Here is a 19706-nt window from a genome sequence, read left to right as displayed (position 1 = left end):
GCATATACCAGCGCTCGAAGAAGGGGTTGTCGTGGCGGCAGATGACCTCGTCGGCCGGTCGCGACGCGATCAGCTGCTCGGCCATCGCCAGCAGAACCTGCCGGGTGCCGTCGTCGATCTTCATTTGGCACCCCCGAACATGCGCCGGATCTCGTCCTCGATGCCGGCGGCGCTTCGGCCGGTCAGATCGCCGGCATGTGTCCCGCGACCGGCCTCGACGGCCGCGGGACTGGAGGCTTGGGTGACGCCGGGAGGGAGCGTCCGAGGCTGGGGGGCGCCGGGAAGGGAAGAGCGTTGGATGGGCCATCCAGGGCGGTCGGAGATCATTTCATCACCTGCAGGGCGATCAGCGAGAAAGCCGAGATCGCAATGGAGGTCAGGATCACCGCATCCATTGCGGGGTGATTGAACCCGACGAACCACGGCGCAAGGCGGGCCCGGATTTTCTTGATGTTCATGCTGCAATCCCCCGGCGGCCGTCGGCCGCTGCAAGAACCTTGTAGAATGCGGCGACTGCAGCGCTCGGCGCGTCGGCGTGGAGCATGATGGTCACGCTGCCGCCCCGGCCGCCCCACATCTGCCCATGGCAGGCGATGCGCTCGGCGGCGGTGAGGTTGCGCCACTTGGCGATCTTCACGTCACCGAGCAGCAGGCAACGCGATTCCCGCGCCTGCATAGGCCCGATTGAGAAGCCAGCCGCCTGCAGGGCGCTTTCAGCCGCCCGGACGCCGGCACCATCGCCACTGTCGGCGAAGACGGCTGTCGGATGGACCGGCATCAGTCGATCACCAGCGGCTGGGCGGCATAGGCCTTGTACGCCTCTTCGGCCTCGCGCCGGGCTGTTCGCGCCCGGCCGAAGGCATGGCGAGCCTCGTCCCATTGCTTGCGCGCGGCCTGCTCGGTCGCGATCGCCGCGGCGACTTTCGTCTGAAGCTCGCGCAGACCCATTGGGGTCGAGCCAGCGCCGGATTTATGCCCCGGCGAGCGATGGCCGACGATGACGAGTTCGATCAGCTGATCGGCAGTCAGATCGACGCGCTTGGCGACCAGACCGATTCGATCGCGAAGCTCGGCGCCGAGCTCGAGCTCGGCCGCTCGTGCCCAGTTGCCCTGGCGCAGGCGGCTCAGCCGCGAACGGTGGTGTCGCCATTCGCCAACATCGGCGGCGGCGTCTTCAATCGCCTGGGCAAGAGCGCTGCGCCGCTCGGCGTCTTGGGTGGTCGTTTCGTGCAACACGGTTGGCTCCCATCAAGCCTCCGTCTTGCGAGCCGTCGCGCGGCTGATCAGGAAGCGATGAGAGACAGGTAACAAGTATCTTGTGACATATCAACAAGGATTTTGTGGATCAGTCGTCCGGCCAAATTTCGTCGGGATAGAACCCGCTATCGCCGTGCGTATTTTTCCGGTGATGCGGTGTGGATGTTGCGGGAGGTAGCTCTGGCTTCTGGCCTTCAAGGCCAACGCGAATCAGTCCCCCATGATCGGTTGCTGCTTGAAAGATGGCTTGCACCTCGCCGAACCGCCGTATCAGTCCGCCAATAAATGCGGCTCGCTCAGCCTGGACATACCCGATCTGAATGCCGCGTGTGCTGAAGATGGCGACAGCACGCTTATCAAACGGGTTTTTCGGTTCCAGGCGCAACTCGACCGGATCGCCGGGCGCGCAGAGCATCAGCTCGAACCTGCGGTTCGTTTTTGCCTTGTCCGTATTGGGAAAGTTGACCCCAACAATCGGAATCGTCATTGCCCGGTTCACAGCTGCGGGCGCCTCAGACGCGTCGACCAAACCAAACAACTCGTCCCATGATTTCTACCTCGTCGACAAGGCGTGTCGAAGTCGAATATCGTGGGTTTCCGCTGATCACTCGCACGGATGGAGGGTTTGAGCCGCTAACCTTCTCAAGATATTTCACGACGTAACCATCGCCATCCCACAGACAGAAAGCGCCCGGCTGGGTGGGGCTCCGCTTGCGACGGTCGATAAGGAGTTGATCGCCGCCCAGGAACGCCGGCTCCATAGAGTCGCCCTCCACCTCGATCGCCAACAGCTCGGCCGGTGCGATGCGGAGATAGTCTTCAACCAAGGCGCGCGAAAATGCCACCACCTTGGGCTCCCCCGATCCGCTCCCGCCGCCTCCCATGCCGGCGAAGGTGGGGAGCAACTCGATCAGGACGGCGTCCGAGATTTCATCTTCGTTGGCGATCCTGTCCGGATCGGCGTGTTCGTGGTCGGCGCTTTCGCGAACGCCCTGCTCCAAGGCGGCGACCGCATATCGAAACCATCCAGGGATTTTCTTGGCGGTGTTTTCGAAGTTCCAGATCAGCTGCTGATTGAACTTCACGGCGTAGCCATCGGCATCGGCCAGAGGTTGCGCGCGCTTCGCCAGGTCGGAAGGTGACCAGCTCAGCTTCCCGCGCTCAGTCTCCAGCCAGCGGCGTTTCGTCATCACGTCATCCATGGGGGAAAGGGCTACAAAATCTTTGCCGGAATGCCCCAAACAAGTTTCTTGTTGCAGAATCACAAGAGATTTGTGATAAGACGGTTCATGATCGACACTTCCGCCCTTCATCAGGCCCTGAAGGCCGCCCTCGCCAAGGCTGGCAACAACCAGTCTCGTTTCGCAGCCGATATCGGGACTTCGCAACAGCGGATCTCCTACTGTCTAAACAACGGAAGGCCGTTGCCTGCCGAACTGGTGCTCCGGGCCGAAGCGGCAGGGTACGGCTCGCGCCATGAGTTGCGGCCCGATCTTTATCCGCTTCCCGAGGCCGATGCCCGCATTGCCGTCTGCTCGACGTGCGACGCCCGGCCAGGCAGCGCCCAGGCATTGGCCTGTGACGTCGTCGGATGCCCCCTGCGGAATAGGGAGGCGAAGGCGGCATGATCGGTTGGTGTCCATATCGCGTGTGTAGCGCGGAGGCGTGCGCGTGATCCCGTTCTCCGAGAGCCATATCGCGCGGGAAACCGCTCATCGGCAGCAGCAGATGTTCGCCATGTTCGTGGGCCCCGGGCTGCACGTCACCCGCAACGCCCTGGCCGCCGCGTCCGGCATCCCAGCCTCGACGCTGCGCGATCTGGCCGGCGGGTCGGCGATCACCGTTGCCCAGCTGATGGCGCTGCGTCGTTTCCTGCCGCCCGAGGCGATCAACATGATCACCGAGCCCGGCGGCGCGCACGTCATCGACACCCAGGCCGATACCGCCTGCTGGGACGAAGTCGCCGCCGATGCCGCCGCGCTGCTTTCCGATGTGATGGAGGCGAAGCGCGACGGGGTCGTCGACCATGCCGAGGAGGCCCGTCTGAGGAAGCGGACCCGGGCTTTCATCGCCAAGAACCAACACATGGCTGCGGACGGCTGACCCGGCTGGGTCAGAGCCTTCAGCCCTTCTGAAATTGCGACGCGCGTCGGGGGTGGTCTCCGGCGGCGAGAAACTGTGCCCAGCGCGCGGGGCCTGACGCGCGCCTGACGAGGTCGGAATGGCAGATATCGGTGACAACTCGGGCAGCATCGCGGCGCAGGAACTTCGCCTGTTCGTCGAGCGGGTCGAGCGCCTGGAAGAGGAAAAGAAGGGCCTCGCCGACGACATCAAGGAGGTGATGTCGGAGATGAAGAGCCGTGGCTACGACACCAAGATCGTCCGCAAGCTCATCGCCATCCGGAAGAAGAAAAAGGGCGAGCATGAGGAAGAGGCGATGATCCTCGAAACCTACATGGCCGCGCTGGGGATGATCTGATGATCCCCTTCGATCTCACTCCCGTTGCCGCCAACCATGTGCGGTGCACCGGCTGCTCCGAATACGAACTGCTCGGCGATATCCCGCTATGGCTGTCCGAGCACAACGCTGCAGGTGCCGTCGATCAGATCGACGGATGGTACCGGCACGGCGGCGGCTGGAGAGATCATCCGGGCTTCGACATCGATCTGGAGCGTCTGACGCTCAACTATCCCGGTGATCCGGCGCTGCCGGCGATCGCGCAAGCCCAACTCCGCGATGAGCGCATCATCCTATTCGACGGCTCGTGGCTGGCGGTGATCCAGGCCGATGGCTCGCACCGTGTCGCAAGGATCGACTGATGCGCGGCGTTTCGGTGCAGCTGCCGTTCGCGGGGGGGGGGGGTAAATATGGAAAGCCCTGCTCGCCTGCTCGGCCAGATCGCGGCGGAGGCCAAGGTCTCCGAACATCAGGTTCGCGTCGCCCAGGTCTGCCTCGCCTATGCCAAGGCCGGGCGGACGCTCGACCAGGCTGCAGCATCGATGCAGCGATCGCGCGGATATCTGCAGCGCGTGTCGCGCAGGTGGCTGATCGATTTCGCCGACTATCGCCCATATGCGCGCCGCGACCCGCGGCCGGCGCCGATCGGCAGGCTGACATGACGCCAGCCTGCCTTACGATTTCCGATGCGCCAGCGGTTGCACCCGCCGGTGTGAGCATCATCTGCCCGATCGGTCTTTCGCGCTCCGGGCGCCACCACCATGGCAACGGAGATCCGTTCAATGTCCACTAAAGCGGCGGCGGCGTCAAAGCCCCGCACCCCCAAGGCCGAACCCGAGCAGCTCCCGCCCAGCATGGGCCCGGCGCCGATCGCCGAAACCGTCGTCCAGCTTATCCGCTACCCGCTGCTCGATCGAGCGCCGGAGAACGTGCGTCAGACGCGCGCCTCGGAAGATATCGACGAGCTCGCGGACGACATTGCCGCGCACGGCTTGCTCCAATCGCTGATCGGGTACCAGGACCCGGGCCAGAAGATTTTCCCGCAAGGCTTCACCTGGATCGTCGGCGGCGGCCGGCGCCTGGCAGCGCTGGCGCTGCTCCACACCCGGGGCATCATCGATGACGATTACCGCGTGCCTGTGGTCGTCCGGCCCATGGAAGAGGCGGTCGAGCTTTCACTGTCCGAGAACCTCGCGCGGCGCGACATGAGCCCCGTCGACGAGTTCATCGCCTTTGAGCGCCTGATGCGGCCGGGCACGACGGACGCGGCCGGCCTCGCCAAGCGCTTCGGCTTCACCGAGCGCTATGTGAAGCAACGCCTGCGGCTGGCCCAGCTTGCGCCCGAGATCCTGGAAGCCCTGGCCGAGCGCAAGATCGGCATGGATGCGGCCCTGGCCTATGTCGCCTGCAGCGATGTCACCCTGCAGGCCCAGGTGTTCCGCGAACAGGAAAAGTCGACCTGGGACAAGCATGCGCCGGCGCGGATCCGTGCCGCATATAGCACGGCGCAGCTGCACACCGGATCCGCGCTATTCAAGTTCGTCGGCGCCGACACCTACGAGGCGGACGGCGGTGAGTATGAAGACGATCTCTTCGGCGCCGCCGACGCTCCCTATGGCGGCGGGCGCAAGCTGGCCAGCGGCCCTATTCTTCTCGCCGCGGCCGAAAGGATGGCGAAGTTTCAGGGCGTTCGCCTCATCACCGCGCGCCGCGAAGAGTACCCGTCGATCGAGGAGTTCCTCGTTCCCTCCGGCATCAGGATCGACGGATATCCGTGGAAAGCTCCGAAGCCTCCCAAGGGCTATGTCCTGGTCAGTTCTGACTATGCCGTGAAACCCGAGCAGATGTGGGCAAACGCCAAGGCGAGCGACGTCAGCATCTTCGCGATCGTCGGGGTGAACGGCCAAGGGGAACTGGCCGTAAAAGAAGACGGCTTCTTCGTCCCCAAGGCCGATGTCGAAAAGGTCAAGCCGGCGCGGCCCGCTCATCAAGGGTATCAACCCGAGACGCCCGAGCAGCGCGCAGCGCGCCAGCGCGCCTATGATGTCGAGAAGTACGCCCTTCGGCTGGCGCTCGGTTCGTTTGCCGACACTCCCTATGAAGGCCGCGTCTTCTGGCCGCAATACGGCCCGCAGGGTGAGGCGTTCATGCATCCCGAGCGCGGCGGCGGCTGGGCGGTCAACGTCCGCATCTGGGTCAGCGACGCCGATGTTGCGGCCAAGCGGATCGAGGCCGAGCAGAAGGTCGACGAACTGAAGGCCGATGAACTTCGCCGGCAGAAAGAGGCCGAGCAGGCGAAAGAGAGGGCGCTGGACGCAAAGCGCACCGAGATCGCAGCCATGGACCCCCAGCCGGCCGTTCTGGTGGCGGATGGAGAGACGTGGTTCAGGTGGGAAGATGGCAGCTACGCCGATCGCCCTGAATCCGATGGCCAGTACCTCGACTCTTTCGACGAGCTCACGCAGCTGCTCGCCGGCGTCGAGACCTTCGGAGAGGTATTCCCGACCATTGCCGATTACGAAGCTCTTGCCGGGGAGGTCGAAGCATGAGCCGGCCGGCAACCTCGCGCGTGAAGGTGAACGCGCCGCTTGGGATGCGGCCGAGCCTCGAGAACCGCAAGCTATCCGAGCTCAACATCGATCCCAGCTATCAGAGGTCGATCGACAACAGCACCTCCCAGACGCTGATCCGCAAGATCGCGCAGTTCTGGGACTGGGGGCTCTTCCAGCCCCTCGTTGTCGCGCGCCGCGCCGACGGCACCTTTTGGGTCGTCGATGGCCAGCATCGGCTGGCGGCGGCCCGGCTGCGCAATGACATGTGGGACCTGCCTTGCGTCATCACGCAGCATTTCAGCCCGGGTGACGAGGCCGCAGCGTTCGTCGCGCTCAATGTCCAGCGAAAGCCACTTTCGCGGATGGATCTGTTCCGGGCCGCCCTCAGCGCCGGCGACGACACCGCAGTCGAAATCCAGCACCTGATCGACAAGGCCGGATTGTCGCTCGCTACCCACTCCAACCCGACGGCATGGAAGCCGGGACAGCTCTATAACATCGGCGGCATTATCAAGGCGCATAAGGTCCACGGCGTGAAGGTGACCGGGATGGCTTTGCGCACCCTGGCCAAGGCTTTCGCGGGCGACGTGCTGCAATATGCCGGCACGCTGTTCGGCGGGATCGTCGAGACGATCGCAAGCGAAATGAAGTCGGCGCCGGATGATTATTCGCCGGCGTTGTTCGAGTTGGTCCTTCAGGGCGCGACACAGGCCGAATGGGTCGCCGAGATCCATAAAGCTCGCGGCGCGAACCCGCTGCTCAAATGGGACGTTGCCGCGCATCAGGTTTTCGAGCGCGCCTATTCGGAGGCGTGTGGCGAGGAATGAAGGCATCAACGCTTCGCCGTCACGCGTCGATCGAGCCCAAGGGGGCGGGGGTAGTGCTGTCCGCGCTCCACCCCGCTTACCGCGGCGCGCGGTCGATGTTTCCGTCGCGCGTCTTCGATCCCGACGAGGTCGGCCGCGTGCTGAAGGACGGCCATCAAAGCCGCAAGATCGGCAGGACCGTCCTGAAAGGCGCGCGGCGCGGCTGGCCGATCTTCACGCTGACGCTGGAAGAGCGAGCGACATGCCCGCGCACCTGTGCCGTTTGGGGCGCCTGCTATGGCAACAACATGCAGGCTGCCGAGCGCATCACGCCCGGCGACGAGCTCGAGGCAACGCTATGGCGCGAGATTGCCGCCCTGCAGGCCGCGCACCCGCGCGGCTTCCTGATCCGGCTCCATGTCCTGGGCGACTTCTACTCGGCCGGCTATGTTGAAATGTGGGCGCGGGCGATCGCGACGTTTCCGGCGCTGCACGTCTTCGGCTACACCGCCCGATCTCCGTTCGACGAGATCGGCCGCGCCGTCCTGGAACTTGCCGCGGCCGACTGGGGCCGCTTCGCCGTCCGCTTCTCCGGCTGGAGAGGTGCAAGCCGCGGCGCGGTCGTCGTCGACACGCCTGCCGATACCGACCACGTAATTTGCCCTGCCCAGACGGGCGGCACCGACTGTTGCGCGACCTGCGCGCTGTGCTGGCACAGCGAACGAACCATCGCCTTCCTGAAGCACTGAGGGGCTGCAACATGTACATCGACATCACGGTTACCTACGGCCAGATCCGCGACGCGCTGGCAGCGGCGGATGACGACGGGCGCTTGGCTGCAACCGACGGTTCGTTCCGCGATCACCTTCTGATCATCAAGGAAGTCGAAGTCGACGACGAGACGGTGTTCGAAAACCTTGCTGCCGAATGGATCGAGACCGAACCCGAGGCATGCGGTGATCGGCGCGCTCTGGCGGGGTTCATCGACTGCCTGCTCGCCGGCGATCGATCGGGCGCAATGGCGCTGATCAATCGCACTTTCCCGGTCGACGCCGACGCTGCCTTCGTCGAACTCCGAATCCGGGAGCATAAGCTCGCGTGAGGGATCGGTTCTGTCTCGAAAAGGCGGCTTGCCAAGCGCGAACGGCGGACAGGTTGTGCCGCCGATGTTCGACGGCCCGGTTGCATTCCGATCCGGAGCTCGTCGCCGCTCGTCGGGCCGGCTATGAAGCTGCATTCGCAACACCGGAAGCGAGGGAGCGTCGGCGCCAGGCACTGCGTGCGGCTGCGATCGCTGAGGCCTCATCGCCCGAGGGTAAGGCGCGCCGCCGCCGGCTAGGTCATGAAAAGGTCGCAGCCCTTCACACGCCAGAGGCGAAGGCGCGCAGCCACAGCCCCGAAGCCCGCGCCCGTCGCGGCCGTCAGATCAGCGAGCGGTACCTTTCGTGGTGCCCTATCGAATATCGCGAGCACTACCGCTTGTTGATCCGATCGAAGCGGATGCTGAGTGCGGACGCGCGCGCCGCGATCGAAGATCTGATCAAGGTCGACGCGCGGAGGTATGCGCGGACAGGCAAACTACAGCAGGCGGCCCGCGCATGACGCCTGATTGCCGGCGATGGACCGAAGCCATGATCGTTCAATGGAGCCACCGCGCCGAGCAACTGCTCGAGGATCCTGCGGTCTCGTCGGCGCAGGCGATGCGTGCGACGTCCCTGCAGGATATCGTCCGCGACCTGAAGCGGCGGCTGGCCGCGGCTGGACCACCGCCGACCGCGGATGAGGCGCGTCTGCAGGAGCTCGAGGCGAGCTTGGCCTGCCTCCAGCCGTATATGCACCCCGTCTACAAGATGATGTTCAACAACGGCCCGATCACGGCTGCGGTGCGCGCATCGATCGAACGACGGCTCGGCCGCGAGCCTGCCGAGGTCGTGCCCTTGTCGGCGCCGCGGCCCAGATGGCTCGACGCGCCGATCGAACCGCCCGCCCTTGATCCCGAGCCTTTCACGCCGGGTCCGCAGATGGACATGTTCGGATGAGCGTCCGGCTGATGGAACAGGTCTGGGATATGGATATCGGCGCCACCGATCGGCTGGTGCTGCTCCGGCTGGCCTGGCTGGCTGACGGCCACGGCGTAGCACGCACGACGATCAAGGGCCGGCGTGGCTTGAGCCCGGCTACCGGTTTGGGCGTTCGCGCGGTGCAGTATGCCATCCGATCGCTGGTTGATGCCGGGCACCTTCAGCGGCTGGAACAGCCAGGCCTCGGAGCGGAGTATCACTTGCGCCTCGACATGCTTGGGGGCCGGAGTTGACCGATCGCACCAAGCATCTCCGGATGAGTTCAGCAGAGCGGCGTGCAGCGCGAGCGGCGCTGGTGAAACGCGACGGCGATGGCTGCGCGAATTGCGGAGCATCAGGTACCCGTCGCGTCGACGCCGGATATGGCCGGATCGAAGAGCGCTCGATCCTCGAACTCGATCATCGCCTTCCGATCGTCGACGCCCCCCACCTGGCCAAGGACCTCTCGAACCTACAGCTGCTCTGCTTTGACTGCCACAAGGCGAAGACGATGGCTGAACGCTCTGCGCGCGCAAGCTCGGGGAGGGGGCTCCTATGAGCGGTCGAGCCACGATCTGGGCCAGCCGGCAACACCCGCCGCGGCCGGCCGACAAGCTTGTGCTGTGGGCTATGGCGGATGCGGCGCGCGACGGGTTGCTGTGCTTTGCAGCAGTCGCGACGCTGGTTGAGTTCACCGGGTTGGATCGCAAAACCGTCCTCTCATCGCTGCATCGCCTCAAGAGCGAGCAGTTGATTGTCGATACGGGCGAACGGCGAGGTGAGACCCGGCAGATCATAGTATGGCGGCTGCCCGTTCCCGCTAATGACGGAGAAGCGGAAACGGAACCGGAAACGGAACCGTCCCAAAAACGGAACCGTCCCAAAAAAGGCGGCAAAGCGTCCCAAAAACGGGACACGGAACCTCCTCATGAACCTATACCTTCAGATGCTATCGCATCTTCAGGGCGCACGGCTGCGGTGCGCGGCACCCGCCTGGATTACGATTGGCAACCCACCAAGGATTTGCCCGATGCGGTCCAGAAGGTCGTCGACGGCTGGCCACCCGGTCGCCTGCAGCAGCGGCTCGACGAGTTCCGGGACTTCTGGATCAGCCGGGCCGGGAAGGACGCAACCAAGGCCGATTGGGACCGCACCTGGTGGAACCGGATCAGGGCGATCGACGAAATGGACAAGCGGGAAGAACGACGTGGCACAAGAAATCGCAACACAGACAGGCCCAGCGCTTGGGCGCCGCGACCTGGCATGGATGGCCGCGAACCGATCAGCCTGGACGATTGAGGCGGCGATCGCGCTCGCCGGCGATGAGCCGGCTGCGACGATCCTCGAAGCCGAGCAGACAATCAGGGCGCACCTCGCTCCCGCACCGGTGGAAGATGTCGCCCGGAAGGAATGGGAAGCGGCGCTCGACGAGCGGTTGCGGAGACTGGCGGTGAAGATCGCACCGGGTATGTCGGTCGCCCAGGGCCAGCAATGGCGACTGGTGATGGTCGAGTCCTTATCGGACCTGCCGGCCGTCATCGTGCTGACCGCGGCTAAACGGGCGATCCACAGGCCGATGCAATATCTCAACGAGGTCGAGGGCATCGTCCGCGAGATTGCCGGCGACATGGTCGCGACCCGCAAGCTGGCGCTGATGCGGCTGGCCGCGCTGCGCGAGGCGATCGAACGCGCGTCGGAGCCGAGCTTGCCGCCGCCTGCGGAGGAGCCTTGGACAGAGGCCATGGTCGACGAGGCCAATGATCGGTTCCGCCGGCTTGGCATCTCGACCCGGTTCCGGCTGGTCGATGGAGCGGTCGAGAGCTACCGGGCCGACCCCGACGAGCGCGAGGCAGAGCGTCGCCGCGCAGCGTGACGGCAGGGGCGTCTTGGGGTAAAACGAGAACATCTGGCGGGGTTAGTGGAATGAACGACAACACGAAAAAGACAACGATCGACCCGGCTGGTCGCTGGTGCATCCTCCGGACCTCGCCGGGCCGGACGCTCGCTTTGATGATGGCGCTCGCTGCGGCCGGCTATGAGGCCTGGACGCCCTGCGCGACCCAAACGCGAAAGCGGCCTCGAAGCAATCTTTCGGTTGAGCGCGACGTGCCGATCGCACCAACGTTCGTGTTCGTTCGGGCCGTTCATCTGCGCGACCTGATCATCGCCGAAGCGTCACCGATCAATCCTTATCCTGACTTCTCCCTCTTCCGCCATGCTGGCCGCGTTCCCCTCGTCGGCGATGGCGAGGTCGAAGGGTTGCGCCACGCGGAAGAGCGCGCACGTGTCCAGGCTCGCCGCAAGCGTCGTCGCCGACTGCATATGGGGCAGCGCGTCAGCATCGGCGAGGGTGCGTTCGCAGGGCTGTCCGGCACCGTCGAGACCACCGGCGACGCCTTTGTCTTGGTGGCGTTCGGTCAGACCTTCCGCATGAAGATCGCGACTTCCCTTCTTACGGCGGATTTGGTAGTGGACGGGCAGCCCGTTATGGGTGCCGCTGCCTGAGCAGCTGTCGTGGTTGCTGACCCACCCGCAAGGCGAAGAGGTCGAACCGCCCACCCTCTTTCCGCGCATCGCGGACGGAAGTCCGAAGGCTGCCTACACACAATACCCCGAGAGGCTTTGATGACCTGACCTGCCATCTGGGGCGGCAATGTCGGAGCCCAACACTACCGGACGCGTAGGGCCGCATGTGTCCTAGCAGCGCGTCCGGTGCCCGCCGCCAGATCGTGCGGGCTACCCATGGGAGCAACGACTTGCCCAGCCGCCCTCCCGGACTGCGGGCCAAGCCGATCGCCAAGGCCAAGCCGTCGAACTGGACGCGTAGGGCATCGAGGCATGATCGCGGCTATGGCACGGCGCATGACAAGATGCGCGAGCGTGTGCTGCGCGAAGAGCCGCTGTGTCGCATCTGCGACGCCTCCGGCTTGGTGACCGCCACGACGACCGCCGATCACATCACGCCGCTGGCCGAGGGCGGGACAGGCGACCGTGATAACATGCAGGGCCTGTGCGATCCCTGCCACAAGGCGAAGACCGCACGCGAAGCAGCGCGCGCACGCCTGCGACGTCGCGCCGATCGTCACTGAAAACGGCAGAAATCAGCCATTTCTAGCCCTCGCGACCCGGCGAGCGCGCCGCCCCGACCGGGGGTGGGTCGAAAGTCTGGGCCCGAGGGCTCTGGGACCGCGCGTGGGGGCAATTTTTCGCACGCCCGATTTAAACTTTCTGGCCGAATTAAATTTCTGGCCCCCCGCCTGGGAGGCACCCATGAAGCGAGGCCCGAAGCCAAAAGCCCCGTCGGAGAAGCTGGCGACCGGTACGCTCCGACCATTCCGCGATGCGCTGAAGACGGAAATCATCGTGCCCGGCGACCCGCCGATCGCGCCCGACTATCTCACACCCGGCGCGATCGATGTCTGGCACGAGAACGTCGGTCGCGTGATGGCGGCCGGCGTAACCGAACTCGATAGCGACCTGTTCGCGCGGTACTGCTCGACCGAGGCGCTGGTGCGCCAGGCGTTCAAGGCCGGCGGCGACCCGCCCCCCGCCGCATATCTGACGCTGCTGCGCCAATATGCCGAATTGCTCGGGATCGCAGGCCGCAAGAGCCGGGTCGGCAAGGTGGCCGATGACCCGACCAAAACGAGCAACCCGTTCAAGCGCCTCGGCGGCCGCTAAGGATTTTGCCGCCCGCGCGCTGGATTATGCGAAGGCCGCGGCGGCCGACAAGAAGCAGCGACGTCATTGCAAATGGGTTCGGCTCGCGGCCCAACGCCACCTCGACGATCTGAAGCGCCAACGCGATCCGAAGTGGCCTTATCGCTGGTCGGTCGACCACGCGAACGATGTCTGCGGGTTCATGGAGATGCTTCCGCATATCGAGGGTGTCTGGGACACGCCGACGATCACTCTGGAGCCAGCCCAGATATTCATTCTGGCCGTTGTCTTCGGGTGGCGCCGGAAGGACAACGGGCTTCGCCGCTTCACCGTCGTCTATGAAGAGGTCGCCCGGAAAAACGCAAAGTCGACCAAGACTGCCGGCGTCTCGCTCTATTGCCTGGCGATGGAGAACGAGCCCGGCCCCCAAGTGCTGACGGCGGCGACGACGTTCGATCAGGCCAAGAAGGTTTTCCACCCGGCCAAGCGGATGGTCGAAAAGCTGCCCGAACTCCAGGAAGCGTTCGGGATCCGCGCCTGGGCAAAGTCGATCACCTGCGCAGACAACGGCGGCTACATGCAGCCGTTGCACGCGAAGTCGAAGACCCAGGACGGCCATAACCCGCACCTGGTTACGATGGACGAGCTCCACGCGCATAGCGATCGCGGACTGTACGATGTCATGCGCTCGGCCTTCGGCGCGCGGAAGCAGCCGCTCTTGTGGCAGATCACTACCGCGGGCTTCAATCTGCACGGCGTTTGCTATGAGCAGCGCACCTTTGCGACGAAGGTGCTCGAGCGGTCGGTGATTGCTGAACATGTGTTCGGCATCATCTTCACGCTCGACCGGGCGGAAGACTATGGAGATGGCCGCAAGGCCGGCGATGATCCGTTCGATGAAACGAAATGGATCAAGGCCAATCCGCTGCTCGGCAGCGCCGTACAGCTGGAAGAGCTTCGGCAATACGCAATCGAGGCCCAGAACAGCCCCTCGGCGGAAGGGGAGTTCAAGACCAAGCGCCTTAATATCTGGATGGGCGCCGCCTCGGCGTGGCTCAATGTCGCCCAGTGGCAGGCGTGCGGTGATCCATCGCTTCGGCTTCAGGACTTCCGGGGGCTGGAGTGCTTCATCGGCACCGACCTATCGGACAAGGATGACATCACCGCCCTGGTGCTAGCCGCCCTCGACGATACCGGCCGGCTTCTGCTGAAAACATGGTTCTACGTTCCCCAGGCCGTGCTGAAGCGGGAAAGCCAATCCGAGAAAGAAGTGATCGCCATGTATCGGCGCTGGCAGGCGGCCGGGCGACTGATCGCCACGCCGGGCGATTTCATCGATCACCGCCGGGTCGAACGGCAGGTACGACGACTGAAGGCCGTGCTCAATGTGAAGAACGCCGTCGGCGATCAGTACGGCGCATGGCAGATCATGGCCGCCCAGCTGAACGACGACTTCGGCGATGGTGATGACGCCTTTGCGAAGATTCATCCGAAGAATGCAAAGAACTGTAGCGATCCGGCAAAGGATCTTGAGGCGCGGGTAAAGGCTGGCCCGCATCAGCTTCTGCACGATGCGAACCCCGTCATGGAATGGATGGCCGGCAACGCGGTCGTCGACCGCCGTGTGGACGGCTCGATCCTGCCGAAGAAGGAGACGCCGATGTCGCCCAACAAGATCGACGGCATCGACGCAGCGGTGAACGCTTTGGCGCCGATGCAGCTTCCAATCGAGGATACCACCAGCGTCTATGAAGAGCGCGGGCTGCTGGAAATCGAGATCGAGACGCTGTGATGGGCCGTTTCTCGAATGCGTGGGCGGCGCTGACAGCCCCTTCGATGGAAGCGCGTCACGGCCCGTCCGACAGCATGTCGCGCGACGGCTGGTTCGTGCGCATGATCGGCGGCGGCAAAACGGCTGCGGGTGTCCAGGTTTCGGAATCGACGGCGCTCTATCTGCCGGTCGTCTACGCCTGCACCAATCGGATCGGCAATCCGATCGCCAACTTTCCGCTGGAGATCAGGCAGCGCGACGGGCTGGGCGGATCGACGCTCGTGACCGAGCATCCTATGTCGCAGCGCCTCGGCCTTCGCCCGAACGACTATATGTCATCGCGCACGCTGCGGAAAACGACCCAAGGCCACGCCCTGCTCTGGGGCAATGGGTATCAGGAGATTGAGCGGAACAATAAGGGCGAAGCCATCGGCCTCTGGCCGCTTCTCCCCGATCGCACGCGGCCGCATCGGGTGGATGGGCGGCTGGAGTATCGCACCAACATCGACGGACGAACCTTTCGGATCGATCATGGCGATGTCGCGCACGTGATGGATCTGAGCCACGACGGCTATATCGGCTATTCGCAGGTTGCGATCGCGCGAGAAGCGCTCGGCATGGCCAAGGCGCTGGAGGATTTCGGCGGCAAGTTCTTTGCCAATGACATGAAAAGCGGCGGCTTTCTCATGCACCCGGGCAAGCTATCGTCCAACGCTCGGCAGAACATCCGCGCCCCTGGCGGGGAGAAAAAGGCTGCGCCCGAGAACCCGGTCGCTTCTCTGGAGGCGCAGGGCGGGCTGGATAATGCCCACCGGGTGAAGGTGCTCGAAGAGGGCATGAAGTTCATTCAAACCACCATTCCCCCGGATGATGCGCAGTTTCTGGGAACCCGAGAGTTTCAGATCGCCGAGATTGCGCGCATGTACGACGTGCCGCTTGTCATGCTCCAGAGCCACGAGAAATCGACCAGCTGGGGAAGCGGCATCGAGCAGCTGATGCTGGGCTTCATACGCCAGACCGTTGCGCCCTGGGTGCAGGCCACCGAGCAGGAATATGACTGGAAGCTCTTCACTGAGGAAGAGCGGAACAAGGGCCTGTTCGTCAAATTCAACATGAATGCGATCCTGCGCGGGGACATGGCCGCGCGGGCCGCCTTCTACAAGACGATGTTCGAGCTCGGCATGACCATCAATCAGATCCTCGCGCTGGAGGATATGAACGGCATCGGTGCGGACGGCGACATCAACTTCGTTTCGAACAATGTTCAGACGCTGAAGAACGCGACCGCCGCGCCGACCAATCCGGCGGGAGACAGCGCCACCATCCAAGAGGAAGAGCCGGCATGAAATATCCGCACATTCTCGCCGCCTTCGCCTCCGAATATTGGGCGATGGAGGAAGCCAAGCTGCTCGCCATCGTCGATTTTCTGACCTTCCAAGCCGATGGCGGCAAGCTCTCGGCGGAGGAAATCGAGGCGCGGATTGCGCCGCAGACCGCCACCGCCGTGGCTCGCCAGGAAGGTGCCATTTCGATCATACCCCTGCGCGGCATCATCTCGCCTCGCGTGGGCATGATGGGTTCACTTTCGAGCAGTGGCACCACGGCCGAAGGCTTCGCTGCAGCGGTCGACAAGGCCGCCGCGGATGACAAGGTAAAGGCCATCATTGTTGACGCCGACACGCCTGGCGGAAATGTGATCAATGTGGATGAGGCCGCTGCAGCGGTCGCTGCCGTTCGCGGCACGAAGCCTATTGTCGTCCAGGTCACGGGCAACCTCGCCAGCGCGGGCTACTGGATCGGTTCGACTGCCGACGAGATCGTGGTCTCGCCAAGCTCGGCAGTCGGCGCGATCGGGGTCCGCACGGCTTATGACGACGTCACTGCCGCACTGGAAAAATCCGGGATCAGCCGGGAAATCATCAGCGCCGGCAAGTTCAAGGGTGAGGGGCTTCTGGGCCCGCTCTCCGACGACACCCGTGCGTACATGCAGGGCCGTGTCGACGACTATTTCGGCATGTTCGTCGATCGCGTTGCTTCGGGCCGAGGCGTGACTGCAGCTCAGGTTCGCGATGGCTTCGGTCAAGGGCGCATGCTCGGCGCCAGCGCTGCTGTGAAGGAAGGCATGGCCGACCGGGTCGCCACCATGAAGGAAACGCTCGCACGCTTCGGGGCGACTTCGCCCGCGCCGCGCAAGTTCGCTCCGGCCCGCGAGAAGCGGGCGCTCGCTCTGCGCAACTGATCAATCCCCTCGGGGAAGACGCCGCGTTCGTGCGCCGGCACGGACGACCCCGGCGCATGTCCGGCACATCTATGGCCCACCGGGCCGGGAGATACCAAAATGACGAAAGTGCTTCTGGCCGGCGCCCTGGCGGCGGCGGCGCTGGGCCCGATGACGGCGGCGGAACGCAGCCAGGGCCGATTCATGCGCGCACCCGATGGGCATCCGCCTGTCGCCAGTCCGCTCGCGACGCTCCGCGCGGAACGCGCCAACCTGGTCGCGCAGATGCGCGGCATGATCGACGCCGCTGAAGGCGAGAGCCGCGATTTCACCGCTGAAGAGGTCACTGCCTACGATGCGCTGAAGACGAAGCTCGATGCGCTCGACGTGCGTATCGGCCGCATGACCGGCCTGGAAGCCGCCGAGGCGGCCGGCGCGGCATCGGCTGGCGCCGTTTCGCGCCGCGGCAGTGTTACGATTCCCGACGGCCCGCACGGCAAAAAGGAATTCGAGAGCTTCGGCGAGTTCCTGTCGTCGGTCCGGTTCAACCCGAACGATCAGCGCCTCAATTACGTCGAGCGTGCGGCCGCCAATGTCGGTGGTGAGGGCGAGATCGGCGCGTCGATGCGCATGGACAACGATACCCAGGGCGGGTTCATGGTCCCCGTTCAGCTGCGCAGCAACATCATGTCGGTGGCGCCGCAGGATGCCCTGGTGCGCCCACGTGCCAATGTCATCCCCGCCGGCTCCCCGCCGGATGCGGGCATCACCATGCCGGCGCTCGATCAGAGTGGCGCAAACCCGAAGAACATGTTCGGCGGTGTCGAGTTCAAGTGGATCGGGGAGGGCGAAGAGAAGCCCGAGACCGATGCGAAGCTGAAGTCGATCACGCTTACGCCGCATGAGATTGCGGGCTTCGTCACGGTCACCGACAAGCTGCTCCGCAACTGGCAGGCGAGCGGGGCCTTCGTCGAGGGCCTGTTCCGTGCCGCTTCGAGCGCTGCCGAAGATTTCGCGTTCCAGCGCGGCACCGGCGTCCATCAGCCGCTCGGAGCGAGCAACTCCGGCGCGATGAAGTTCATCAATCGCGCCACGGCCAATCACGTCACCTATGCCGATCTTCTCAACATGGTGTCGCGGTTCCTGATGCGCGGCGGCCAGTCGCCCGTGTGGTCGATGCCGCAGTCGTCGCTCGTCGACATCGCCACGATGACCGATCCCGAGGGGCATTACATCTGGAAGCCCGGCGCGGTCGACGGCTTCGCCGGCACGCTCCTCGGCTACCCTGTGCGCTGGAACAATCGGGCCCCGCAACTGGGCGCAAAGGGTGACATCACCCTGGTCGACTGGTCGCAGTACCTGATCAAGGATGGCTCGGGACCGTTCGTCGCCAGTTCGGAGCACGTGAAGTTCACGTCGAACCAGACCGTTATCAAGTTCTTCTGGAACGTCGACGGTGCCCCCTGGCTCAATGCTCCGATCACCGAAGAGAACGGCTGGGAAGTCTCGCCCTTCGTGGGCCTGGACGTGCCGGCCTGATCGCCTGGGGCCGGCTGATCCCGGCCCCTCTCACCTCAATCACGCAACATAGGAGATACCCATGCGTGACCTGGCCAACCACATCGAGGTGCGCCGTGCGATCAGCCCGGCTGCAGCCATCACCGACAACACCCCGTATGTCTCGCAGATCATCGATCTGTTCGGCTTCGAGATGCTCGTTTTCGCGATACTGCTCGGCGCGATCGCCGACGCGGACGCGACCTTCACCGTGCTCATCGAGCATGGCGATGCCGCCAACCTCAGCGACGCCGCAGCGGTGCCTGATGCCCAGCTGACCGGCACCGAGGCGTCGGCGGGCTTCAAGTTCGACGACGACAACAAGGTTCGGAAGATCGGCTATGTCGGATCGAAGCGATATGTTCGCCTCACCGTCACGCCGGCCAACAACTCCGGCAACGTCTTCCTCTCGGCCGCTGCCATCCTTTCGGGTGCGCGTCATCTGCCGACCGCCGCGCAGTCGGCCTGATCTGGCTTGGCGGGGTGTAGCGCCCCCGCCTTTCAATGGAGCCACGCATGAAAGAGCACACCCACACCGTCACGGCCGAGATGGTCGACATCCGCGATAACAGCCGGCATTTCCCCGGCGCGGGCTTTACCCCCGCCGATGAGGGGCATGCCGCTCGGCTGATCAAAGCCGGCTGCCTCAAGGAAGGCGCACCGAAGCAGGCCGAGAGCAAACCGGCGGAGATCGTCGACGACCTCACTGACCTGACTGTCGCCCAGTTGAAGGAAAAGGCGAAGGCCGAGGAAATCGACACCGGCGACGCTCGCTCGAAGCCCGACCTTCAGGCGGCCATCCGCGCCGCTCGGCTGGCCAAGGCTTCTTCGTAACGCCCCTCCAGGCGTGAACCGCGGGGCGGCGTTCCCTTTCGCCGTCCCGCACCCTTCTTCCGTGGACAGGTAGGAGCGCACCATGCGCATCAAAGCAAAGATCGCCGTCAACCATGAAATCGGGTCGCTACCGCGCGGGGCCGTCATCGAGGAGTCTGCAGAGCGCGGCAAAAAGCTCGTCGCCGCTGGCAAGTTCGAAGAGACCACCGACGAGGTGACGCACGGCCAGAAGGCTGCGTCCGCAAAGACGGACGAGACCACGAAACCTGCTGGCGGCAAGACGGACGGCAAGGCCGCCTGACATGCGCGTCGTCGTCGTCACCCCGCCCGATCCGGTGGTGAGCTATGCGGAGGCGGTCGCTCGCCTTCGCTTGGCTGGCGGAACGGACGAGCAGGCCGACGTCGAGCGAATGATCGCTGCGGCGACCGAGCTTCTCGATGGGCCCGACGGTGAACTCGGCCGAGCGCTCGGCCAGCAGATCCTTGAGGCCCGGTTGGACGATTTCGGACGGGACCGCGCGATCTATCTGCCG

Annotated in this window: 30 protein-coding genes; 25 read left to right on the top strand and 5 right to left on the bottom strand. The window is 64.5% G+C overall.

Going from position 1 to position 19706, the window contains the following annotated elements:
* Positions 1 to 323: 323 nt before the first annotated feature.
* The 5 genes from KAY22_RS12565 to KAY22_RS12545 form a co-directional block, all read right to left on the bottom strand.
* Complete coding sequence (locus KAY22_RS12565) at positions 324 to 458, bottom strand: hypothetical protein (protein WP_296623813.1); 135 nt, start codon at positions 456 to 458, stop codon at positions 324 to 326.
* On the bottom strand, positions 455 to 778 hold the full coding sequence (locus KAY22_RS12560; protein WP_296623812.1) for a hypothetical protein: 324 nt from the start codon (positions 776 to 778) through the stop codon (positions 455 to 457). The genes KAY22_RS12565 and KAY22_RS12560 overlap by 4 nt, the downstream gene beginning before the upstream one ends.
* On the bottom strand, positions 778 to 1236 hold the full coding sequence (locus KAY22_RS12555; RefSeq protein ID WP_296623811.1) for a hypothetical protein: 459 nt from the start codon (positions 1234 to 1236) through the stop codon (positions 778 to 780). Before KAY22_RS12555 ends, KAY22_RS12560 begins: the two co-directional genes overlap by 1 nt.
* Positions 1237 to 1345: 109 nt before the next feature.
* Entirely contained in the window at positions 1346 to 1744 is a 399-nt protein-coding gene (locus KAY22_RS12550; RefSeq protein WP_296623810.1) for an HIRAN domain-containing protein, read from the bottom strand.
* A gap of 25 nt (positions 1745 to 1769) precedes the next feature.
* Positions 1770 to 2447 (bottom strand): S24 family peptidase, encoded by a 678-nt coding sequence (locus tag KAY22_RS12545; protein WP_296623809.1) that lies wholly within the window; start codon positions 2445 to 2447, stop codon positions 1770 to 1772.
* 99 nt (positions 2448 to 2546) lie between these two features.
* Between KAY22_RS12545 and KAY22_RS12540 the strand changes: the two genes are divergently transcribed.
* From KAY22_RS12540 to KAY22_RS12420, 25 genes are all read left to right on the top strand, one after another.
* Positions 2547 to 2885 (top strand): hypothetical protein, encoded by a 339-nt coding sequence (locus KAY22_RS12540; protein ID WP_296623808.1) that lies wholly within the window; start codon positions 2547 to 2549, stop codon positions 2883 to 2885.
* A gap of 43 nt (positions 2886 to 2928) precedes the next feature.
* Positions 2929 to 3360 carry a hypothetical protein gene (locus KAY22_RS12535; protein ID WP_296623807.1) on the top strand — a complete coding sequence of 144 codons (432 nt, stop codon included), beginning with the start codon at positions 2929 to 2931 and terminating at the stop codon, positions 3358 to 3360.
* Positions 3361 to 3478: 118 nt separating this feature from the next.
* Positions 3479 to 3736, top strand: a complete 258-nt coding sequence (locus KAY22_RS12530; RefSeq protein WP_296623806.1) for a DUF2312 domain-containing protein — start codon at positions 3479 to 3481, stop codon at positions 3734 to 3736.
* Positions 3736 to 4077 carry a hypothetical protein gene (locus KAY22_RS12525; RefSeq protein WP_296623805.1) on the top strand — a complete coding sequence of 114 codons (342 nt, stop codon included), beginning with the start codon at positions 3736 to 3738 and terminating at the stop codon, positions 4075 to 4077. Before KAY22_RS12530 ends, KAY22_RS12525 begins: the two co-directional genes overlap by 1 nt.
* Before the next feature lie 48 nt (positions 4078 to 4125).
* Entirely contained in the window at positions 4126 to 4377 is a 252-nt protein-coding gene (locus tag KAY22_RS12520) for a hypothetical protein (protein WP_296623804.1), read from the top strand.
* 99 nt (positions 4378 to 4476) lie between these two features.
* On the top strand, positions 4477 to 6264 hold the full coding sequence (locus KAY22_RS12515; RefSeq protein WP_296623803.1) for a ParB/RepB/Spo0J family partition protein: 1788 nt from the start codon (positions 4477 to 4479) through the stop codon (positions 6262 to 6264).
* Entirely contained in the window at positions 6261 to 7094 is an 834-nt protein-coding gene (locus KAY22_RS12510) for a DUF6551 family protein (RefSeq protein ID WP_296623802.1), read from the top strand. Before KAY22_RS12515 ends, KAY22_RS12510 begins: the two co-directional genes overlap by 4 nt.
* Positions 7091 to 7822 carry a hypothetical protein gene (locus tag KAY22_RS12505; RefSeq protein ID WP_296623801.1) on the top strand — a complete coding sequence of 244 codons (732 nt, stop codon included), beginning with the start codon at positions 7091 to 7093 and terminating at the stop codon, positions 7820 to 7822. The genes KAY22_RS12510 and KAY22_RS12505 overlap by 4 nt, the downstream gene beginning before the upstream one ends.
* An 11-nt stretch (positions 7823 to 7833) precedes the next feature.
* Positions 7834 to 8175 carry a hypothetical protein gene (locus KAY22_RS12500; RefSeq protein ID WP_296623800.1) on the top strand — a complete coding sequence of 114 codons (342 nt, stop codon included), beginning with the start codon at positions 7834 to 7836 and terminating at the stop codon, positions 8173 to 8175.
* Between the two features lie 529 nt (positions 8176 to 8704).
* Positions 8705 to 9112: a hypothetical protein gene (locus KAY22_RS12495; RefSeq protein ID WP_296623799.1), complete on the top strand. Its 408-nt coding sequence runs from the start codon at positions 8705 to 8707 to the stop codon at positions 9110 to 9112.
* Positions 9109 to 9387: a hypothetical protein gene (locus KAY22_RS12490; RefSeq protein ID WP_296623798.1), complete on the top strand. Its 279-nt coding sequence runs from the start codon at positions 9109 to 9111 to the stop codon at positions 9385 to 9387. Before KAY22_RS12495 ends, KAY22_RS12490 begins: the two co-directional genes overlap by 4 nt.
* A 23-nt stretch (positions 9388 to 9410) precedes the next feature.
* Positions 9411 to 9692, top strand: coding sequence for an HNH endonuclease (locus KAY22_RS12485; protein ID WP_296623797.1), 282 nt, complete (start codon positions 9411 to 9413; stop codon positions 9690 to 9692).
* Positions 9689 to 10432, top strand: a complete 744-nt coding sequence (locus tag KAY22_RS12480) for a helix-turn-helix domain-containing protein (RefSeq protein ID WP_296623796.1) — start codon at positions 9689 to 9691, stop codon at positions 10430 to 10432. The genes KAY22_RS12485 and KAY22_RS12480 overlap by 4 nt, the downstream gene beginning before the upstream one ends.
* Positions 10401 to 11006, top strand: a complete 606-nt coding sequence (locus KAY22_RS12475) for a hypothetical protein (protein ID WP_296623795.1) — start codon at positions 10401 to 10403, stop codon at positions 11004 to 11006. Before KAY22_RS12480 ends, KAY22_RS12475 begins: the two co-directional genes overlap by 32 nt.
* Positions 11007 to 11056: 50 nt before the next feature.
* Complete coding sequence (locus KAY22_RS12470; RefSeq protein WP_296623794.1) at positions 11057 to 11638, top strand: hypothetical protein; 582 nt, start codon at positions 11057 to 11059, stop codon at positions 11636 to 11638.
* A 251-nt stretch (positions 11639 to 11889) separates the two neighbouring features.
* The gene (locus KAY22_RS12465; RefSeq protein ID WP_296623793.1) at positions 11890 to 12222 is read left to right on the top strand and encodes an HNH endonuclease signature motif containing protein; all 333 of its coding nucleotides are present in this window, start codon (positions 11890 to 11892) and stop codon (positions 12220 to 12222) included.
* A gap of 181 nt (positions 12223 to 12403) precedes the next feature.
* Positions 12404 to 12814 (top strand): hypothetical protein, encoded by a 411-nt coding sequence (locus KAY22_RS12460; protein WP_296623792.1) that lies wholly within the window; start codon positions 12404 to 12406, stop codon positions 12812 to 12814.
* Positions 12711 to 14585 carry a terminase large subunit gene (locus KAY22_RS12455; protein WP_366514087.1) on the top strand — a complete coding sequence of 625 codons (1875 nt, stop codon included), beginning with the start codon at positions 12711 to 12713 and terminating at the stop codon, positions 14583 to 14585. Before KAY22_RS12460 ends, KAY22_RS12455 begins: the two co-directional genes overlap by 104 nt.
* The gene (locus tag KAY22_RS12450; RefSeq protein ID WP_296623791.1) at positions 14585 to 15910 is read left to right on the top strand and encodes a phage portal protein; all 1326 of its coding nucleotides are present in this window, start codon (positions 14585 to 14587) and stop codon (positions 15908 to 15910) included. Before KAY22_RS12455 ends, KAY22_RS12450 begins: the two co-directional genes overlap by 1 nt.
* Positions 15907 to 16803, top strand: coding sequence for a S49 family peptidase (locus KAY22_RS12445; RefSeq protein ID WP_296623790.1), 897 nt, complete (start codon positions 15907 to 15909; stop codon positions 16801 to 16803). The genes KAY22_RS12450 and KAY22_RS12445 overlap by 4 nt, the downstream gene beginning before the upstream one ends.
* Before the next feature lie 99 nt (positions 16804 to 16902).
* Positions 16903 to 18321 carry a phage major capsid protein gene (locus KAY22_RS12440; protein ID WP_296623789.1) on the top strand — a complete coding sequence of 473 codons (1419 nt, stop codon included), beginning with the start codon at positions 16903 to 16905 and terminating at the stop codon, positions 18319 to 18321.
* Positions 18322 to 18382: 61 nt separating this feature from the next.
* Positions 18383 to 18808 (top strand): hypothetical protein, encoded by a 426-nt coding sequence (locus KAY22_RS12435; protein ID WP_296623788.1) that lies wholly within the window; start codon positions 18383 to 18385, stop codon positions 18806 to 18808.
* 47 nt (positions 18809 to 18855) lie between these two features.
* Complete coding sequence (locus tag KAY22_RS12430) at positions 18856 to 19173, top strand: hypothetical protein (RefSeq protein WP_296623787.1); 318 nt, start codon at positions 18856 to 18858, stop codon at positions 19171 to 19173.
* A gap of 82 nt (positions 19174 to 19255) precedes the next feature.
* Complete coding sequence (locus KAY22_RS12425; protein ID WP_296623786.1) at positions 19256 to 19474, top strand: hypothetical protein; 219 nt, start codon at positions 19256 to 19258, stop codon at positions 19472 to 19474.
* 1 nt (position 19475) lies between these two features.
* Positions 19476 to 19706 (top strand): hypothetical protein (locus KAY22_RS12420; RefSeq protein WP_296623785.1); only part of this gene is annotated, 231 nt, incomplete at its 3' end.

The sequence above is a fragment of the Rhizorhabdus sp. genome (assembly GCF_018006725.1).
In the GTDB taxonomy this organism is placed as follows: domain Bacteria; phylum Pseudomonadota; class Alphaproteobacteria; order Sphingomonadales; family Sphingomonadaceae; genus Rhizorhabdus.
The sequence above is the reverse complement of the archived record's forward strand: the minus strand, read 5'-3'. Positions and strand labels throughout refer to the sequence as shown.

What these genes read in the sequence shown, in the direction of transcription:
- KAY22_RS12470 (WP_296623794.1), top strand. Translation starts at nt 11,057, where the DNA reads ATGAACGACAACACGAAAAAGACAACGATCGACCCGGCTGGTCGCTGG.
- KAY22_RS12565 (WP_296623813.1), bottom strand. Translation starts at nt 458, where the DNA reads ATGAACATCAAGAAAATCCGGGCCCGCCTTGCGCCGTGGTTCGTCGGG.
- KAY22_RS12450 (WP_296623791.1), top strand. Translation starts at nt 14,585, where the DNA reads ATGGGCCGTTTCTCGAATGCGTGGGCGGCGCTGACAGCCCCTTCGATG.
- KAY22_RS12510 (WP_296623802.1), top strand. Translation starts at nt 6,261, where the DNA reads ATGAGCCGGCCGGCAACCTCGCGCGTGAAGGTGAACGCGCCGCTTGGG.
- KAY22_RS12485 (WP_296623797.1), top strand. Translation starts at nt 9,411, where the DNA reads ATGAGTTCAGCAGAGCGGCGTGCAGCGCGAGCGGCGCTGGTGAAACGC.
- KAY22_RS12425 (WP_296623786.1), top strand. Translation starts at nt 19,256, where the DNA reads ATGCGCATCAAAGCAAAGATCGCCGTCAACCATGAAATCGGGTCGCTA.
- KAY22_RS12460 (WP_296623792.1), top strand. Translation starts at nt 12,404, where the DNA reads ATGAAGCGAGGCCCGAAGCCAAAAGCCCCGTCGGAGAAGCTGGCGACC.
- KAY22_RS12545 (WP_296623809.1), bottom strand. Translation starts at nt 2,447, where the DNA reads ATGACGAAACGCCGCTGGCTGGAGACTGAGCGCGGGAAGCTGAGCTGG.
- KAY22_RS12430 (WP_296623787.1), top strand. Translation starts at nt 18,856, where the DNA reads ATGAAAGAGCACACCCACACCGTCACGGCCGAGATGGTCGACATCCGC.
- KAY22_RS12560 (WP_296623812.1), bottom strand. Translation starts at nt 778, where the DNA reads ATGCCGGTCCATCCGACAGCCGTCTTCGCCGACAGTGGCGATGGTGCC.
- KAY22_RS12550 (WP_296623810.1), bottom strand. Translation starts at nt 1,744, where the DNA reads ATGACGATTCCGATTGTTGGGGTCAACTTTCCCAATACGGACAAGGCA.
- KAY22_RS12445 (WP_296623790.1), top strand. Translation starts at nt 15,907, where the DNA reads ATGAAATATCCGCACATTCTCGCCGCCTTCGCCTCCGAATATTGGGCG.
- KAY22_RS12520 (WP_296623804.1), top strand. Translation starts at nt 4,126, where the DNA reads ATGGAAAGCCCTGCTCGCCTGCTCGGCCAGATCGCGGCGGAGGCCAAG.
- KAY22_RS12475 (WP_296623795.1), top strand. Translation starts at nt 10,401, where the DNA reads ATGGCCGCGAACCGATCAGCCTGGACGATTGAGGCGGCGATCGCGCTC.
- KAY22_RS12435 (WP_296623788.1), top strand. Translation starts at nt 18,383, where the DNA reads ATGCGTGACCTGGCCAACCACATCGAGGTGCGCCGTGCGATCAGCCCG.
- KAY22_RS12540 (WP_296623808.1), top strand. Translation starts at nt 2,547, where the DNA reads ATGATCGACACTTCCGCCCTTCATCAGGCCCTGAAGGCCGCCCTCGCC.
- KAY22_RS12500 (WP_296623800.1), top strand. Translation starts at nt 7,834, where the DNA reads ATGTACATCGACATCACGGTTACCTACGGCCAGATCCGCGACGCGCTG.
- KAY22_RS12440 (WP_296623789.1), top strand. Translation starts at nt 16,903, where the DNA reads ATGACGAAAGTGCTTCTGGCCGGCGCCCTGGCGGCGGCGGCGCTGGGC.
- KAY22_RS12455 (WP_366514087.1), top strand. Translation starts at nt 12,711, where the DNA reads ATGCCGAATTGCTCGGGATCGCAGGCCGCAAGAGCCGGGTCGGCAAGG.
- KAY22_RS12530 (WP_296623806.1), top strand. Translation starts at nt 3,479, where the DNA reads ATGGCAGATATCGGTGACAACTCGGGCAGCATCGCGGCGCAGGAACTT.
- KAY22_RS12495 (WP_296623799.1), top strand. Translation starts at nt 8,705, where the DNA reads ATGATCGTTCAATGGAGCCACCGCGCCGAGCAACTGCTCGAGGATCCT.
- KAY22_RS12505 (WP_296623801.1), top strand. Translation starts at nt 7,091, where the DNA reads ATGAAGGCATCAACGCTTCGCCGTCACGCGTCGATCGAGCCCAAGGGG.
- KAY22_RS12480 (WP_296623796.1), top strand. Translation starts at nt 9,689, where the DNA reads ATGAGCGGTCGAGCCACGATCTGGGCCAGCCGGCAACACCCGCCGCGG.
- KAY22_RS12515 (WP_296623803.1), top strand. Translation starts at nt 4,477, where the DNA reads ATGGCAACGGAGATCCGTTCAATGTCCACTAAAGCGGCGGCGGCGTCA.
- KAY22_RS12525 (WP_296623805.1), top strand. Translation starts at nt 3,736, where the DNA reads ATGATCCCCTTCGATCTCACTCCCGTTGCCGCCAACCATGTGCGGTGC.
- KAY22_RS12490 (WP_296623798.1), top strand. Translation starts at nt 9,109, where the DNA reads ATGAGCGTCCGGCTGATGGAACAGGTCTGGGATATGGATATCGGCGCC.